This window comes from Virgibacillus necropolis (assembly GCF_002224365.1).
Lineage (GTDB): Bacteria > Bacillota > Bacilli > Bacillales > Amphibacillaceae > Virgibacillus_F > Virgibacillus_F necropolis.
Map to the genome: position 1 here is coordinate 2,838,153 of NZ_CP022437.1, position 17,627 is coordinate 2,855,779.

18 protein-coding genes are annotated in these 17,627 nt (G+C 33.3%); all 18 read right to left on the minus strand.

Going from position 1 to position 17,627, the window contains the following annotated elements; translation table 11 throughout:
• Window positions 1–19: 19 nt before the first annotated feature.
• A complete protein-coding gene (locus tag CFK40_RS13615) occupies window positions 20–460 on the minus strand; it encodes a lasso peptide biosynthesis B2 protein (RefSeq protein WP_089532827.1) in 441 nt (146 codons plus the stop codon).
• A 135-nt stretch (window positions 461–595) separates the two neighbouring features.
• A complete protein-coding gene (locus tag CFK40_RS20785; protein WP_152640133.1) occupies window positions 596–736 on the minus strand; it encodes a paeninodin family lasso peptide in 141 nt (46 codons plus the stop codon).
• Between the two features lie 60 nt (window positions 737–796).
• Window positions 797–1,087 carry a lasso peptide biosynthesis PqqD family chaperone gene (locus CFK40_RS13620; protein WP_089532828.1) on the minus strand — a complete coding sequence of 97 codons (291 nt, stop codon included), beginning with the start codon at window positions 1,085–1,087 and terminating at the stop codon, window positions 797–799.
• On the minus strand, window positions 1,084–2,019 hold the full coding sequence (locus tag CFK40_RS13625; RefSeq protein ID WP_089532829.1) for an aldolase: 936 nt from the start codon (window positions 2,017–2,019) through the stop codon (window positions 1,084–1,086). The genes CFK40_RS13620 and CFK40_RS13625 overlap by 4 nt, the downstream gene beginning before the upstream one ends.
• 324 nt (window positions 2,020–2,343) lie before the next feature.
• The gene (locus CFK40_RS20790; protein WP_152640134.1) at window positions 2,344–2,481 is read right to left on the minus strand and encodes a paeninodin family lasso peptide; all 138 of its coding nucleotides are present in this window, start codon (window positions 2,479–2,481) and stop codon (window positions 2,344–2,346) included.
• Window positions 2,482–2,493: 12 nt separating this feature from the next.
• Window positions 2,494–4,428 (minus strand): asparagine synthase-related protein, encoded by a 1,935-nt coding sequence (locus CFK40_RS13630; protein WP_089532830.1) that lies wholly within the window; start codon window positions 4,426–4,428, stop codon window positions 2,494–2,496.
• 653 nt (window positions 4,429–5,081) lie between these two features.
• Window positions 5,082–6,140, minus strand: coding sequence for a glycosyltransferase family 2 protein (locus CFK40_RS13635; RefSeq protein ID WP_089532831.1), 1,059 nt, complete (start codon window positions 6,138–6,140; stop codon window positions 5,082–5,084).
• 133 nt (window positions 6,141–6,273) lie between these two features.
• A complete protein-coding gene (locus CFK40_RS13640) occupies window positions 6,274–8,058 on the minus strand; it encodes an ABC transporter ATP-binding protein (RefSeq protein ID WP_405196550.1) in 1,785 nt (594 codons plus the stop codon).
• Window positions 8,059–8,378: 320 nt separating this feature from the next.
• Window positions 8,379–8,777: a hypothetical protein gene (locus tag CFK40_RS13650; protein WP_089532834.1), complete on the minus strand. Its 399-nt coding sequence runs from the start codon at window positions 8,775–8,777 to the stop codon at window positions 8,379–8,381.
• Window positions 8,778–8,808: 31 nt separating this feature from the next.
• Window positions 8,809–9,609 carry a glycosyltransferase gene (locus tag CFK40_RS13655; RefSeq protein WP_319417987.1) on the minus strand — a complete coding sequence of 267 codons (801 nt, stop codon included), beginning with the start codon at window positions 9,607–9,609 and terminating at the stop codon, window positions 8,809–8,811.
• A 97-nt stretch (window positions 9,610–9,706) separates the two neighbouring features.
• On the minus strand, window positions 9,707–10,006 hold the full coding sequence (locus CFK40_RS21665) for a glycosyltransferase family protein (RefSeq protein WP_319417988.1): 300 nt from the start codon (window positions 10,004–10,006) through the stop codon (window positions 9,707–9,709).
• Window positions 10,007–10,021: 15 nt separating this feature from the next.
• Complete coding sequence (locus CFK40_RS13660; RefSeq protein ID WP_089532835.1) at window positions 10,022–11,212, minus strand: glycosyltransferase; 1,191 nt, start codon at window positions 11,210–11,212, stop codon at window positions 10,022–10,024.
• A gap of 17 nt (window positions 11,213–11,229) precedes the next feature.
• Complete coding sequence (locus CFK40_RS13665) at window positions 11,230–12,687, minus strand: hypothetical protein (protein ID WP_089532836.1); 1,458 nt, start codon at window positions 12,685–12,687, stop codon at window positions 11,230–11,232.
• Window positions 12,680–13,720, minus strand: coding sequence for a glycosyltransferase family 2 protein (locus CFK40_RS13670; protein ID WP_089532837.1), 1,041 nt, complete (start codon window positions 13,718–13,720; stop codon window positions 12,680–12,682). The genes CFK40_RS13665 and CFK40_RS13670 overlap by 8 nt, the downstream gene beginning before the upstream one ends.
• 12 nt (window positions 13,721–13,732) lie before the next feature.
• A complete protein-coding gene (locus CFK40_RS13675; protein WP_089532838.1) occupies window positions 13,733–14,911 on the minus strand; it encodes a glycosyltransferase in 1,179 nt (392 codons plus the stop codon).
• The gene (locus tag CFK40_RS13680) at window positions 14,883–16,037 is read right to left on the minus strand and encodes a glycosyltransferase family 1 protein (RefSeq protein ID WP_089532839.1); all 1,155 of its coding nucleotides are present in this window, start codon (window positions 16,035–16,037) and stop codon (window positions 14,883–14,885) included. The genes CFK40_RS13675 and CFK40_RS13680 overlap by 29 nt, the downstream gene beginning before the upstream one ends.
• A gap of 29 nt (window positions 16,038–16,066) precedes the next feature.
• On the minus strand, window positions 16,067–16,408 hold the full coding sequence (locus CFK40_RS13685) for a helix-turn-helix domain-containing protein (protein ID WP_089532840.1): 342 nt from the start codon (window positions 16,406–16,408) through the stop codon (window positions 16,067–16,069).
• Between the two features lie 4 nt (window positions 16,409–16,412).
• Window positions 16,413–17,603, minus strand: coding sequence for a DegT/DnrJ/EryC1/StrS family aminotransferase (locus tag CFK40_RS13690; RefSeq protein ID WP_089532841.1), 1,191 nt, complete (start codon window positions 17,601–17,603; stop codon window positions 16,413–16,415).
• Between the last annotated feature and the right edge of the window lie 24 nt (window positions 17,604–17,627).

Here is a 17,627-nt window from a genome sequence, read left to right on the forward strand (position 1 = left end):
CTCCTTCTAGATCTTTCATTTATACTACCTTTGCAAATTTGGCAACAACAGTGAATTTCTCCATTCCTTCTGAGCCAGAAACATAAAATGACCCACTCCTTAGCCAAGCGTGGGCAATTAACTCGCCATTTTTATCTTTGGCGGTGCCTAAATATAGTGTCGAATCAATATGACGACGTGCCAGCAATTTCTGACCAGCAATCGCTTTTACTAGACATTGGCTTTCCCAGAAAGTGTGTGGACTCATAATTCTTATTGCTGCAGATACATCTTTTATTATTCCCAAGTACTTAGAATCTTCTGTGTATGCAGTTTCATCCATATTTTTACCCAAAGATGGAGCAATTTTGGCGAAAGGCAAGCCCTTGAGAAGGCGTGCCCATCCCAAACAAATAAAGGCCTCTAGCAATAACATTTTTGTTTTCCAATTCAATGAAAAAAAAGTCCTTATCTTTTTCATAAGGTTCTCTAATCCTTTCTAACAAGTCTAGTATCCGTACATGTTTAATAACTCATTTTAAAGTTTGTTAACCAACCTTTATACTATTTAAGAATATAGAGGTTGGCTATGTAAGGTTACTGATGAATGACTTAATTAGCTATCTCCAACTCCACCATGGCCGTAATTATCATCCAACCAATCCTCAAACCAATCAAACCAGTCTTCCCAGTCCCCGGTCATTGTTTTTCTAACATCTAATACTTCTAAAACAGGCTTACTCCATTTTCCTTTCATTTTTTCACCTCCCTTTAAGGAAAAAATTAAATTAGCACTTTGCTAGAATAAATACCAAGATCAAGAGGCTGCCCCATCTTCTATCTTAATCAGCCTTTCGTCCAATAATAGATTTAAGAAAGACAAGACTTGATCCCAGCATTCATCTTGTTTGACCTCATAATGCTTCATTAAAAAAGCTATTAAATCTTCTGTTGTAGTAGGGTCTTTAATTTGTTCCCAAATCTCTCCCCCCATTTCCCCAAGGTTGTAATATTTTCCATTATGAATACTTAACATTACTTTTTCGCCATCCATATCACTTACGATGTTTCCTTGTTCTTGGCTAACAATACTTTGGTTTTTAATCATCTGACTTTCTCTCCTTTACCTATTTTAGTTAAAATTAAATTCACTAATTCATGAGCAGTGAAATGAGAAACAGGCCGTTTAATTTTGTATAGGTCAATTTTATTAACAATTTCTGCAGTCGTGCTAAAATGCCATTCCATTAATCCCGAACGGTTAATTAGAAAGTTACGGTATGTATGATTGAACAAGGTATGTAGTCGTTCAAGATTTTTAATAGGATAAATTTCAATCTCATAATCATTCGTTTTATTTAGTTCAAACACCCCAGCCAGAGGTACTGGTTCAGTTGCAAATTGCTCTGGAACCGGAACGGCGAACTTTGTTTCCCTGTCGATGATTGGCCTAAGGGGTTTTGAATCAATACCAAATTTATCTAAGCTTTCTATCCAAAGTTTCTGCTGTGGATATGCAGGTGTCACAATTGGGATATTGTTTTCATTTACCGTAACTGGAATTACATCATCACTTAGTAGTTGATACCCCCTGCTTAAAAATGCGGAAGCAAGCGTTGATTTGCCTGCACCAGAATCACCTACTACCGCATATGCTTTTCCATCTATTAGTAAAGCACTTCCGTGTAGTGGTAGTATTTGTCTTTGCATTAATAATGCACCCATGCAAGTACCAAGAATGTAGAGTCTAATTTGAGCCTCCTTTGAACCATTTATAGGTGAAACAAAAACCTTATTCCCTTTTTGAATGAGGAAAATAGCTGTGTCTGGAACATGAAACAAAACGAAGTCCTTTTTGACAACAAGATATTTGTTTTTTTCCGATAGTTTAGACCACATATTTAGTAAATCAGCGTAATGTATACCAATATCCGTCAATTCCTCATCCGTATTTAACTGAGGCAACTCTGGCAGAGGAAAGTCACTAGAAATACTCAAACCGAAAGCTTTGTAAACGTTTTTTTGGATAGTATCTATCATCGAACTTCTCCTCCGTTTTTAAGAGTACAATTTAAATTTGACATACCCTCATGGTTTTCTTCTTTTCATTAGGCACATCAAAACAATCGGTTTCCATTCAACCATCGTTCAATATAAAGAACGAAAACAAGAAAAAAAGACCTTCACACTGTTTTGAGAAGCATACTATTTTGCTAATTATTCTTATTTTGTTCTTTATAAAGTATTATAAGATGAATTTATCATCTTTTACATGTAGTGTCAATAATACTTTTACAATGTTTTGCTAATTATGTATAGACCTGCATACCACGGTATGCAGGTCTTGTTTTTCATAAGTATTTATTAACTGTAATGAACAACATCGTCTTCCATTGCGTCTGGATCAGGTTGAACCTCATCTGGGTAATGTAATCCTGGTCCCGCCATAGTCATATTAATATCAAGTACTTCTAATAATGGCTTACTCCATGTCTTTTTCATGTTTTCACCTCCTTAAAAAGTTTTTTTAATAAATCGATACACAATTAAACTTCGCATTAGTAACTTGAATTCTGAATCAAGTATAAGTTCCGGCTTTGGATTTTCCTTTACTTTTGACATTGCAGATTTAATTATATTTAGATTAAGATATTCAGCCATTGCCGGGTCCGTGGTAATACTTTGGAATTCATTTATCAATTCGGACCACTGTGGAAGTAGTCTTTGGATACCATCCACTCCCTGTGCTCCTTTTACCAAGTGATTTAACCTCACTTTATCAGGTAAGATATTTTTAGTTACCCTACGAATTAATGATCGATCCACGCCTTTTTGAATATACTGCGAATCCGGTACAGATAAACAAAACTGGACAACCCGGAGGTCATTCGTTGGATCGCGATTCCAGATTGAGTTTCTTAAGGAAAACTTTGTATCAACTGTTCCATTACTCCGATAAAATAGTTTTTCAAACTGATTTTCTCTAGCCTCAAAGGTGCTTGGTAAGGTAGAACCTGTTTCATCTATACCAAAACTTTGTATCCTTTCAAATACGTTTTTTCTTTCAGCGAATGCTAGATTAATTAACATCGGTATGGAAGGTTCTGATCTAGAGCTGAATTTATTTTTTATCGATGGAAATGTTTTTTTTCCTATAACAGACAACACTCTTTTTCTTCCTGTCCCTTTAACATGAATAAATGCATTTATTTCTCTGTTTAGATTTATCCAACGAAGACTCCTGAATAGCTTCGTATAATAATCTAAAGCATTTCCCCACGAAATAGTATAATTACCCCGCGATCCATTTAAAAGCACCTTCACCCCCTGCTGGCTTGCTACCTCATATATTCCAGATATCCAATAGGAGTTTTCGAAAAATTTATATGGCATTTCAAGTACATCTAACCACTTATCCATTTCAGTTAAAGGGCTTTTATCTGGAAAACTTAGATAGTTTGGATTAATATTTCCGACATGATTAACAGTTGATTTAATAAAAGGTCTCTCATCTGCTAATTTACTTTTTGGTGTCCAGTCTTCGAAACCATCCATCGGAACATAACTGAACGTGTGCAATTGTTTTTTATCTTTTTCTAGTGCTTTAGCAGCAAAACCAACAACGGAACCAGAATCTAATCCTCCACTTAAGCGTGATCCTACCTTATGATCAGTTCGCAAGTAATCATTGACCACATTTCCAAATAGTTCTTTAAAGGCTTCCTCGTACTCGGTATTTGACTTTAAATTTAATTTATACTTCGTAGTTAATGTACTGTATCTTGAAAGAGTAACATTACCTTTAATTACTGATATTGTATGTGACGGTGGAATTTGGTCAATCCCCTTATACACAGTTGCAAGTGGATTCACAGTATCAAACATATCCGGAATAGCGAGAAAGTCTGCAAGCCACTCTTCGTTTAAACTTTTTTCCACATACGGTAAAGATAATAATGGTTGTATCACCGTACAAAAGGCAAAACAATGATGGTTATTGTAAAAGTAAAGTGTTCTAGCGCCTGAAAAATCCCTAGCACCAAATAACTTTTGATTTTGCTCATCCCAAATCATAAAAGCAAAGTCTCCTACCAAATGTTTTGCTACCTCATCTCCCCATCTGCAGTATGCTAATAAGATTAATTGACTATCTGGCATAATTTTTCTTTTATATTTCTTAACCTGCAAACTTTCAAATAACTCTTCACGATTGTCAATAATAGCATCGGCAGTAATCGATAACTGCCTCTCATAGTCATAATAAGGAAGTGGTTCTTCTACTGACTCTGGAGTAATCCATTGCGCTTGGCAACCAAGAAAGATATTCCTTTGTTGCCAAATTTGTATATCATCAGCAGGGAACCTCTGAAGAGTCTGCATCATGCCATTGCTTTGCTCGTTAGATATAGGTTCATTATTACTATTGTAAATCCCAGCTATAGCGCTCATAATTTTCTCTCCCCACATCACACAATTAATAATTCAAACACTTAATAACGAACGTAATTTGCATAGAATCGGATCTCTCATCATTCATTGTAATAAATAAACCTGGATGAATGCAGTATTGAATATACCAGTTTAGTTCTATATAAAGAACGTTACCACACAAGTTTACTTTATACAAGTGAAATTTCGGCAAATTCAGAAACTGGTGAATTGATTGAACCAGGGCATGTAGCTTATGGTCAGCTATTTCATAAGTCCTTATAAATATTACAAACTACGATGCCCGCGAGACTATTCATTGCTTCACTGTATAAAGTTTCTATACATTTCACAAGAATCCAATCATCAGCATCAACAAACATTACATAACCATATCTAGATGTTTAGCCCCCGCTCTTCTAGTGGCAATGCTTCCCTCATTATCCTAATCTCTCACAATTATCCTATTGTCTATTTTTTTGTATTTTTCACATATTGCTAAACTGTTTTCAATCAAACCATCATTAATCAAAAATAATTGAATTATTTGAATAATTGTCTAATAATTGATTTAATGCACTTTTCAAGTTTTCTTCCAGATTATATATAAGGACTCCGATACTAATTTCGTTCATTAAAATTCTCTTCCTTCATTTTCCACTCTATCGTACTACTTATACAACAGCCAATTTTGATGCAATTTTCATTAGTGCATGTTTGTATTTTTTCTTCTTATAAATATTCTCTCCTATATTAAAAAGATAGTTTACATCTTTATTTCTAATAGCATTTAAAAACGAATCTGAAAAAAACTTTATTGATCCTCGATTATCTATTGCCTCTAGGATATAATCATTTGATACGTATTCAAATATTTGTTGTTTTATTTCCAATTCAGTTAGGTTACCAAGAAATAAATCGTATAAGCATCTTTTAAACATGTTAAGCAACATAATACTTGGTCCATTGTAATTACTTTGTTTTGTATTTTGATAATGTTCATCTATAACTTTCTTTTGTATTTTAAAACCTTCTATTACATCTTTAAATAAATCGGGCATATATCGAGATGTAAAGCCACCTAATCGATAGTAATATAAACTTTCATCTACAACTTTAAGTCTGTCTGCTTTCATTAACATTTCCAAATTATAAAACAGATCTTCCCCAAAAAATTTAATTTTATCAATATATTTACCACTGCTCATTAATAACTCTCTTTTGTATAACTTTGCACATAGTGAAGCTGGAAACGGGTGACCATGGAAGTAGGCTATAGCTAATTCATCTTTTATTTCCTCTTTATTGAAAACCCTATCTTCCTTAAAATAAATACTATTATTTTTTTGTTTAATTAACCCATTTCCAAACGTTCTAAGGGTGTTACATACAATAATCTCAAGCGAATCTTTAATAGCACCTTTGTAAAGAATTTCTATCGTCTTTTTATCTATCCAGTCATCAGAATCAACAAACATGATATAGTCTGAACTTGATGCATCAAGTCCTTTCCTTCTAGTAACTACAGTACCTTCATTCTTCTTATCAATTATCAAAATTCTATTATCCGTTTTTCGGTATTTCTCACATATTTTTAAACTGTTATCTGTTGAACCATCATTTACTAATATTAACTCAAAATCTGTAAAAGTCTGTTTAAGAACAGACTTAATACATTTTTCAAGGTTTTTTCCTGGATTATATATAGGAATTATTACACTTACTTTACTCATCTAAGCCCACTCTTTTCTACTATCTAATTTTTTATCCCAAATGACATCAAGCTTAAGAAATCTTATTATTTTGACCTGACTGACGGTTAGTGTTAATACTAAAGGTATTTCATGTGGCTGAAGCTTGTGCTCTTTACATTACAGACCGTTTCGCGCCATTATTAATTTCTACTAACCTTCCATTACTTATTTTGAATACAATATCACAGTTTTCTATAGTACTTAACCTATGCGCTATAATAATTAAAGTTTTTTCAGTTTTTAAACTGTCAATTGCCTTCATAATTTCTCTTTCTGTATTAGTATCTAATGCAGATGTAGCTTCATCCATAAAAAGTATTTCTGGGTTATGGTATAATGCACGTGCAATCCCTATTCGTTGACGTTGGCCTCCAGAAAGTCGAACACCTCGTTCTCCAACCGAAGTTTCTAATTGATCTGGAAGTGATTCAACAAACTCTTTCAATTGAGCCTGATCTAACGCTTTCCAAACTTCATCATCCTCAATTTGTCCACTGTCTACCCCAAATGCGATATTGCCACGGATGGAGTCATCTGATAGGTATATAGATTGCGGAATATACCCTATTTTTTGTTGCCATAATGATTTTTGATCATATAAGTTTTTACCATCTACTAATACGCTACCACTTTCTGGCTGAAACAGACCAAGAATAATATCGACAAGGGTTGTTTTTCCAGCTCCAGATTCCCCTATAAAAGCAACGGATTGACCAATAGGTATAGTTAAAGATACATCCTTTATAGAATAGGCATTTTGTTTCGGATAACGAAAAGTAACGAGATTTAATTTAATTGAATCAAGAAATGTTTTCTCCCCTTTATTAATTAAGGCTGACTTTGCATCATAAGGAGTAGTTAAATATTCCTCTTTATTATTAAACAAATCATCATAGACTATAGATAAAGCGGGTTGACTATATCGAATAGTTGTTATCAATGCAACAACTCTTGTTATAGAAGGCATTAATCGAAAAGCGGCCATAGCAAAAAGCGCCATAGTTGATACTACTTCTGTTGTACTTGTTCCTTGAAAAACAACAATTAGCATCGTGATAAGAACGATCGATACCAGCAACGTTTCAATAAATAGCCTTGGCACTTGCTCTAACATCTTCATATACCTGCTATTGTTCGCTTTGATTTGACTTTGACCTGTGTATGCTTTAATAAAGAAGTTTTCTTTTCCTGAAACTTTAACCTCTTTACTCGCTCCTAAGCCTTGATTCACCCATTTAATCATCGTCCCACTAACTTTTTGTTGTTCTTCACCTAAATAACTGATTTTTTTACGAAGAATTGTAAAAAACAAAAAAACACTTCCACCTAATAAGATAGAAGCTACTATTGTTGCAACCGGAGCTGTCACTAAAAGCAATACTAAAATACAAATAGTCACAAGAATTTCCGTAAATAACTGAAATCCCGATATGACTATCCCCTGAAACACCTTAGATACTTCTCCATTCACATTACGTAATAGATCTGCTGTATTTCGTTGTAAATGGAAAGTATATGGTTTTATCAAATATTCTTTAAACAAATCACGTGATAATTTAACTTGCTGATTTAAGATGACTCTAAATTGCGCATAGTTGAAAAGAAGTAAGTATAGATTTTTTAAAACAAAAGTTGTCAATAGTAGCGCAACAGAGAATATGATAAACGATGTTGTTGATTGGAAATTAAATAAATCATATATATTTGATAGGATTGCTTCTTCCTGAATGATTGATGGATTTGTTACAATTCCAACAAAGGGAATAATTAACCCTATTCCTACAGTCTCAAATAAAGCTGCTATTATCATCATAAAGAACAAAATTAATAACTTTTTCTTTTCTCTTTTATTAAAAAGACTTAGTATTTTTTTTACTGTACCCTTCAATTTGTTCACACCCTTTCAATGTATTATTACCCAACCAAACTATTCACATAAGATTAAACTTATTTTTAGCTAATACAAACTTATTAAAAATGTTTACGTTCCTCTGAATACAGATCAATTTATGTGCTTTGTAGTACAAATATGGACATCGATAAATTAATATGTCTTTATAGAATTCTTCATCATTCAAAATTGATGATATTATTTTATGTTTTTCATTTATTGTAAGAGTACTGTTTACAACATCATTCATATAGGCTAAAGTAACTCCAACATAATAACTTTTAACTTTATTCTTATAAATTTCAAGATGGTATTTGTTGCATTTTTCAAAAAGGACCAAAATTAGCCCCTATAATAAAAGATTTCTTTTTTAACCTGTTAAATTCATCAGGTAATACTCTCCTTTTAATCAAAGCCTCTTCCCACCCTATCCCTTCCATAAATATAGATCCTCCTATATTTAAAAGGGCATCATATTTTTTATACTTTAATAATAATTTATTTATTTTGTGGAAAGCATCGATTTTGCGTATCCCGAAGAAATTCACGCTCATACTTTTTAGTATACTCACATTTTTGTATTTTTTAAAAATTCCATTGTATTTGGTATTTGATGTAAGTAAATACCAATCTACATTAGGATATCTATCAAATAATACTTTCAAAAATAAATCGTCCCCCAAGTTTTGAGAGAAGTAAGCATTTACTAAAATTTTCTTTTTCAATTTCTTCCACCTCTGTTTTTATATAATTGATCTAGTAATTCTTTACGATTTCAAAAAGTTTTTCTAGTTCAATAGTTGAATTGATTCTTTCCTTATCTAGGTTATTGGTAAAGATGTTACATAACTTTTTATTCTTTATTAGTTTCTTTACACCTTCATACAATTCACTTTCATCAATATTTACTATAAGTCCCGTTTCCTCGTTTCTTATCTGCTCATTAGCTCCATTAACGTTAGTAGCTACAATAGGTTTTTTTAAGGATCTAGCTTCTAATGTTGTAATACAATAGCCTTCATATCTAGATGGTTGAACATATATATCACACTGATCCATGTATGGATATGGATTGGGATCTGAACCTAACAAGATAAATTTATCCTGGAGATTGTATTCGTTTATTAACTTTTCATATTTGCTTCGTGAACTACCTTCACCTAAGCAATACCATTTGACTTTATATCCTTCTTTTACAAGCCTGGCTAACACTCTTATAGCTAAATCCTGGCCTTTTTCAGTTGTTAACCTACCAACAGTTAGGATCCTTACCCCTTCAAAATTATCAATAAATCCTTTTCCTTCTTTTGATTGATCCTGAATTACTTTCGGAGACACCAAATTTAGAAAAACCTCAGATTTCTTTTTTATTGTAGGAACCAATTCAATAAGTTTATTTTTCGCTTCATTAGAAACAACAAAGATTTTATCGAATTTTTTATATAGCTTAGTCGCAAAGTTTACGTCGAACCCTATTTTAGTAATATCAAAATGAATCCATTGAATTTTCTTTTTTGCTTTTATTTTATGGATAACAAAATAGCTTATGAAGTCCATTGGACCAGCATAAGCTACAGCAATATCATATTCATTTGTAAAGTTAGGAACATCTTTTAGGATATATTTTAAAAAAATACTTTTATTTTTAGTTACTTTAGATATTAGGTATATTAAGAGGGAAATTAAATCCTCTTATTACGTGACCTGTTTTAAATAAGCTTTTGACCACTTCTCTTGGTGGCTTATTTAATGAATCTTGTAATTCGTTATATTCCTTTACATACTCTACATGCACCTCACTTGGTATTGAAGCTAAAAACCCTCCATATTTCTCTAACATTAATATTGTGATATCATATTCACTCTTTGGAATCTCAGAAATCATATTGAGTAAAGCCTTTTCTGTTCCGCCTACATTCATATTTATAAGCATGAAAACTATTTTTTTCTTCATGGTTTTTACTCGCTTTCATCCAAGTAATTGATAAAACTTTTCAACTTCCTCAATGTTACCTTTTTTTTCACCCCTTAGATATTGAATTATAGTCTCTCTTAGTTCTTTATCATTTATTAATTGCATTATTCCATCTGAGACTGCTTCTGGATTCATATCAACTACAATGCCGTTCTTTCCTTCTACCATCTGAGCGTATACTGCATCAAATCTTGTGGTGACAACTGGTACATTAAGCATTCGTGCTTCTGCAATCGCTAAACCAAATCCTTCAAACTTTGAGGTCTGTACGTAAATATCTGCATTTTTAATAAACGGATAAGGATTTGATCTAGTACCCAATAATATAAAGTGCTGCGTTAAATTGTTTTTATCTATAAATTCCTCTATTTCTTTCTGTTGAGGACCTTTTCCTAATACGTACCATCTGAAATTGATACCATTCTCTTTCAGCCTTTCACACGCATTTAAAGCTATATCATAACCTTTTTGATAATCAAGTCTACCTATAGTAAGGATTTTTACACCTGTAAAATTATCATCATAACTTTCTCCTATATTAGCCATTTCAACTATCAAATCTGGATTATTTATATCATGAATCACTCCCACCTTTTCTGAACAATCGGGGAAGGTTTCCAAGAATATTTCCTTTGTTGTATCAGAAACAGCAACTATTTTATTATATTTATCATAAAAATCTTTTTGGAACGTTTTATCTTGTTCTTTCAATTTATAACTAACATTTACCCAAGCAAACTTCTTCTTCGCCCTTACCTTGTCAGCTATATAAAAAGTAGGGACACCTTGTGCGTAACTGATAGCAACATCATAGTACTTAGAATTTTTTTCAATATTTTTAGAAACACTTTGCCAAAAAACCCTGGCTTTCTGTGAGTTACGGTAATTTTCCTTTCGTATTCCTATTGAATATTTCATTCTTGAATAAAGCATTTTATAATTAGAGTTTTTGAGAGTATAAATAAGAGATTGCTTTATGTTTAACTTTGTGTATTCCGTGTACTTCAATGGCTTTAAAATAGTTACTTCTTTCGGGACTAAACTTTCAAGAATCGTTTCATGTGCAAAAAGCATTAAATCGACGGAGTACTTTGTGTAGTCCAATAATGACAACAAAGTTACTAAACTCTTTTCTGCACCTGCACAATCCAGTGAATCTATAGCAAATAATAGTTTCTTTTTCATTTTATCAAGCTCCATAATTAGGTTATAGTTCTTCTTTTAATTAACCTTTTGAGGAATGTTTTATATTTTAGTTTAATAGCTATAATTCTTAACTTAGTTATTTTCATTCTCTTTGTGAAGCTATACCACAACAATTCCTTATTTTTGTTACCAGGGCAGTCAGATAATAGGCTGTTGATCTTATGAATACCTTTTTTATCTTTAAAGGTGCGTTGCTTTTTCTTTATGTTTTTCACAGTCTTTAATGTAGCAAATTTAATACCTTCATAATAAAAATGATTTTCTGGATTAAAAATGATATCATCAACAGATTTTTTAAAAGTTAGCAATTCGTTATTATAGCTTCTAAGGCAATCAGAGTCTGAACATTCTTCTAGTAAATTATGTCCATAATGAATAAAATCTAAATTAAGAGACTCACGAATCCCGTATGCTGCCAGTACGGAATCCGAAATGACACAAAAACATTCATTATCGATAGTTTTATCATTTAAAAGTTGTTTGTACTTATTAGTATTTCTTCTTAACTTTTCAAAAGAACCTAGTATGGCATTGTTCAAGAAATGTATACTATTTTCGTTTAAAAACATTTGAGTTAGTCTAATCGTATCGTTGTGTGTTTCATTTATATAAAAAGAATTCACAGGATTGCTATAAAGCCTAGTTAATTCTTCATGTATTCTAGATAGTTTTTCAAAATTCTTTGTTTCAAAAACAAAAACACTAATAGTTCCCACTCCATTAGTAAAAGAACTAAGCACATTACTTAGATCTTGATAGTCATTATTGTACAATTGCATCATTAAATTTTTTGGACCTTCTTTTACTATCTTAATATCCTTTTCGTAATAAATAGATCCATGTTTGCTAAGTACTTCCCTAACATCCTGCTTTTTTTCAAGAGATTTCGGAAATAGAAGAACAACATATGTATCTTTTTTTAACTTACAATATTCATAAGCAATTGCATCTGCCCACTTGGTACGAAGACCTTTTTGCTTAAAAAATTCATGATTATAATTTACACCACTTGCGTTCAATCTAATGGTCTTTACTTTTTTGTTATAAAGTAGTGCTGCTGTTAGCCGATGGGCACCATCAATTGGGACATTATCTTTATTGATAGGTAATAATGATAATGTCCCATCAAAGCCATTTTCTTTTACAGATTTTAAGGTGCGGTTAAATGAATTAACAAAGGATGCAATCCCTTTTTTACCTGAATCATCATCTTCATCATACTTATTAAAGACCCAAATATGGTCTTCATAAAGTCTATAACCCCAACTACTATTAAACTTGTTTTCATGGAACTTCCCATAAATATACTTTGCCATGATATCGAATCTTCTGTGGTCAATTAATGTAAGTGGCTCAAATTCTAACTCTTTTGCATCATGCTTAATATCTGCTTGATCTAGACGTTTCAAGTTTAATTTTCGTAAAGTGTCGGCTTCTTTATCCATATTAATCATATTGTTTCACCCGCTCCAAACCAACTGGCTGTGACAGTATCCTAGATTTCCTTAATCCCTTTCTTAATCCAAGAAAAAAGACATTAAAATAAGGATGTAACATAAATAACTGTAATTGGTTGCTAAGTTGCTTATCACCATTAGCCGCTTCTTTTAAAGCAATATAGTTAGTCTGGATATAAGACTGGATTTCCCCCCTATACATACCTCCTTTATCTTGACCCCTGTTTATCAGCAACAAATTATAATGAATCAAACACGTTTTTAAAATCACCTTATATGATTCATCTATCAGTTCCTCGTAAAACTCTTCAATGAATCTGTGCCTTTCTTTTAACCCTTTAATGATGTCCAAGTTCCGTGGAATGTAGGTTGCAACGATACTGTCTTCACGTTGGAAATAGTTATACATGGGTTTGTCTAAAAGAACAAAGCGATTCACCTTTTTCATTACCTGGTGTGCCCACAATACATCCTCAAACAATACTCCTTGTTCGAATTGGATATCCTGGATCATTTCCGTTTTGTACAATTTCCCCCAAGCAAAGTTCTTCACTCGTTCGTTTATAACTAATTCATACATCAATGTTTTATTATCTAAAAGTGCGAATGATTCATTTTTCTTTTGATGCCTGTTATCGATAAGTAATTTCTGATCATAGGCATAATAAAAAGCTGATTGAACGATATCAGCTTTATATGTATAACTACTATTCACCATGTTTTCGATCATTTTATTTTCTAACCAATCATCACTATCCACAAAAACTGTAAATTCCCCTGTTACATGTTTCATGCCATGATTTCTTGCATCAGATAGCCCACCATTCTTCTTATGAAGAACCTTTACTCGATCATCCAACTTTCCATAGTGATCAGCGATAATTCCACAGTTATCTGGTGAACCATCATCAACTAAAATCACTTCTATATTTGGGTATGTTTGATTAAGAATGCTATCGACGCATCTGTGTATATATTTTTCCACCTTATAGATAGGAACAACAACACTAACTTTTTCTTTTTGCAGCATCTATTGCTCCTCCTAAACTAATTGGTATAGTTTCTCTAATTCATCACCATTATGATAGTTATTCCTTGTGCAGTTAGTAGCCAGCTTTTCTCTTAACTCAGTGTTCTGATAGAGTTTTTCTATCCCATCAGCTATTCCTTCAGCAGACAATTCACAAATATAGCCATCAAATCCATCTTTGACCTGACTTTGCGCAGTTGGATAATTGGTTATCATCACTGGCTTTGCTAATATTTGAGCTTCTCCTACTGTAACTGCTTTGCCCTCATACCTGGATGGCTGCACGTATATAGCTGCTGCTTTCATATATGGATATGGGTTTTTTTTCTTCCCTAAAAAGATAAACGAATCTTCTAGATCGTTCTCTTCTACTAATGCTTTAATCATATCCTCGTCTCCACCATACCCAACCACATACCAAGCGATGTCAACATAGCCCCTATCTTTTAATACTTTTAAAGCCTTAACTGCATTGTCGATTCCCTTTGCATGCGATAACCTAGCTACCGTTATCACTTTAAACCGAGAATCATCAAGCATTGGGTTATCCATTTTTTCATTCGATAAGGTTGTCACAAAGTCGGGTGAGGTAATATTCTCAATGACCTTTACCTTTTTTTCTAAGATTGGATACTTAGAGATAAATGCATTTCTACAATCATCAGATACTGCCACGATATAATTAAATTTATTCCACATTTTTATGTCTATTTCTATTTCCGTCTCTACTGTTGAAAAATCAGTGTGTATCCAAGCGATTTTAGTTCTTGCCTTCACCTTTTCTGCAACAAAGTAATGTGGCCATAAGTAACTAATCGCCACATCATATGTCTTTTCTAACTTCGGTAAAAAAGGTAATGCGTATTTCCACATGTACTGCATTTGCTTATATCCACTTTCTGATGATCTATCTGTAGTTGCTTTGTACTTCGCCAGAATCCTTGCCAACCCCATTACAGGCTTTCCAGATTTCAAAATTTGTCCGATAGACATTCTAAATGTTTTATAAGTCTTAGATTCTTCTAGTAGATTTGGCTTCTTAGGGAGCAAATCCATAAAATCACCTGTATGACTGTATAACATAAGATCTATCTTATAATTGTTGTAATCAAAGTTATTAAGCAAACTGATAAGACTTCTTTCAACTCCCCCAACCTCCATATCAAAGGAAGCGATTACTATATTCTTCATGTGCACCACCATCACTATACTTGTAGATATTCATCAAACTTGAAATTCCTTTAGTCAGGGAATATCCTTTTTCTTCAAATGTTTCTATAATTTTATTTGTATTTTTTTCTTTTTTATTTGCGACTTCTAGTATCCTCTTGGCCCAAACATCGGGTCCATTAGCTAATGTAAGCTTTGAAACCAAGCCTATTTCCAAGTCTGCCTCTGGCTGAATAGCCTCTGATACTACACACGGCACTCCACTCGCCTGGGCTTCTAACAAAACAAGACCTAATCCTTCATATAAAGATGGGAAAACAAATACATCCATACAATGTAGCATCGTTGATATGTTAGTTTGTATTCCTACAAACCTGATGTTTTCATGCAGGTCCTCTTTTTTAGCTTCTTTTTCTACTTGTTGCCTTAAGTCCCCATCTCCCACTAACAGCAACTTAATTGTAGGATTTCTCTCGACAACACGTTTCATTACTTGCAACAAAAACGCATGATTTTTTGCTTCTATAAATCTGCCAATATGACCAATTACCAAACTAGTTCCAAATCCTTTTTTCACTTTGAATTTGGTAACTTCTATTTTTGGTTCTTTTAGAAATGTTACGTAATCAATTGGGTTTGGGAAATAGGAATATTTTTGTTTAGCTACTCTATTTCCACCAAATAAATATTTCCCTGCTCCATTACTACAGGCTAATAAATTCGTAGAGAAGGTGCTAATCATTAAACGCATTAGCATAATGTAGCTTTTCCTAACAAAACTAAAATCGTCATCTGCAGTGGTGTGTGCATGGGCTATTCTTATTTTTATACCTGCCATAAATGCAGCCATATTTGCAACTCCACAATGAAATAATGTATGTGCATGAACAACGTCATATGGTCCATACTGTCTAATAGCCTGATAAAGTTGTTTAACCGAACGTGTTTTTGATAACCTTATTACTCTCCCGCCTAATCGTTCAATTTCTGCATCATAGTGTGCTTCTTGCTCGCTATAAGAAATGAAATCAAACGTTACTTTTTCTCTGTCAATATTTCGATAGATATTCATTAACATCGTTTCTGTTCCTGCTCGATTCATTGCTCCAACAACATGAAGAATTCTTATTGGTTTTACGTTTTCCACTTATCACTCCTCCTAGACACGCCAATATTTCACTTTCCTTCTAAATTATTTTTCTGCCATTTAGCAAACTCAATCACTGTTTTAAATTCCTGAAGTTGCTCTTTCTCCACACCGGATTCTTTTAGATCGTTTACAAAATCAAGCCATTCACCTTCTGGAAAGGCCTGATTTTCGGAATTTGATTCTATCAAAGTTCTGAGATCAACATCAAGAACAGCTGCTATTTTTTCCATGATTTGTACAGATGGGTTCGTATTGATATTACGTTCAATATTGCTTAAATAGGATTTAGATATAGTTGCACGTATGGCGAGCTCAGATAAAGTCAGCCCTTTTTTTTTCCTTAATCCTTGTATGTTTTTTCCTATCATTCACCTATACCTCGTGTTTTCTTAAATAATATAATTCTTTTTTGTTCTGTCCTTCATTTACCGTATCCTTAAAACATTGGATTACTCGATTTTGTTCTTCTTCCGTCAGATTTGATCCTGACGGGAGACATAATCCTGAATGAAATAGGTTTTCTGCAACATGGTCATCCGCCTCATGTGAATAGTAAGCCGCGTTACTGAAAAGCGGCTGCATATGAAGTGGTTTCCATACATGACGCGCTTCTATGTTTTCAGCATTTAGTGATTCCACTAATTGTTTAACAGACACTCCTAATTTTTCCTCTTTAACCGTTAAAGTGGTAAGCCATCGATTAGACCTAGTTCCTGTTAATTCAGGCATAAAGTCTACTCCATTTAGACTAGACAATGCATGATAATACCGTTCAAATATACGTCTTCTTTCCTCCACCCGATTTTCTAGCACCTTTAATTGCGCCCTTCCAACTCCAGCCAATAAATTACTCATTCTATAATTAAATCCCATTACACTATGCTGATAATAAGGCGCTTTGTCTCGGGCCTGGGTTGCTAAAAAACGAGCCCGCTTCATTGCTTCCGCATCATCTGATACAAGCATACCACCACCAGATGTCGTAATAATTTTGTTGCCATTAAAAGAATAAATTCCAAACCTGCCAAATGTACCACTTTGCTTACCTTTGTAAGTTGAGCCAAGTGATTCTGCGGCGTCCTCAATAATTGGTACCTTATAGTAGTTACATATCAATTGAAGCTCATCCATCCTTGAACTTTGACCATATAGATTGACAATAATGATTGCTTTTGGAAGGTTCCCTTTAAGAGCAGCTTCATTCAATGCTTTCCTGAGAGCAAAAGGTGACATATTCCATGTATCAGGTTCTGAATCAATAAATACTGGCTTTGCTCCTTGATACAAAATTGGATTAGCACTTGCAACAAAAGTAAGCGTTGAACAAAATACTGTATCTTCTTTTGTCACACCTAATAAACAAAGAGCCAAATGAATTGCTGCAGTTCCTGAACTAAGCGCAACAGCTTCATCGGCTCCGACAAACTCGGCGATTTCTTTTTCAAACGCATCCACATTTGGTCCTAAGGGTGCAATCCAATTCGTTTTGAATGCCTCCATAATATAATATTGTTCTCTCCCACTCATATGTGGCGGGGAAAGATGGATTCTAGGATTGGTCATATAAAATCACCGTCTTTTCGTCTA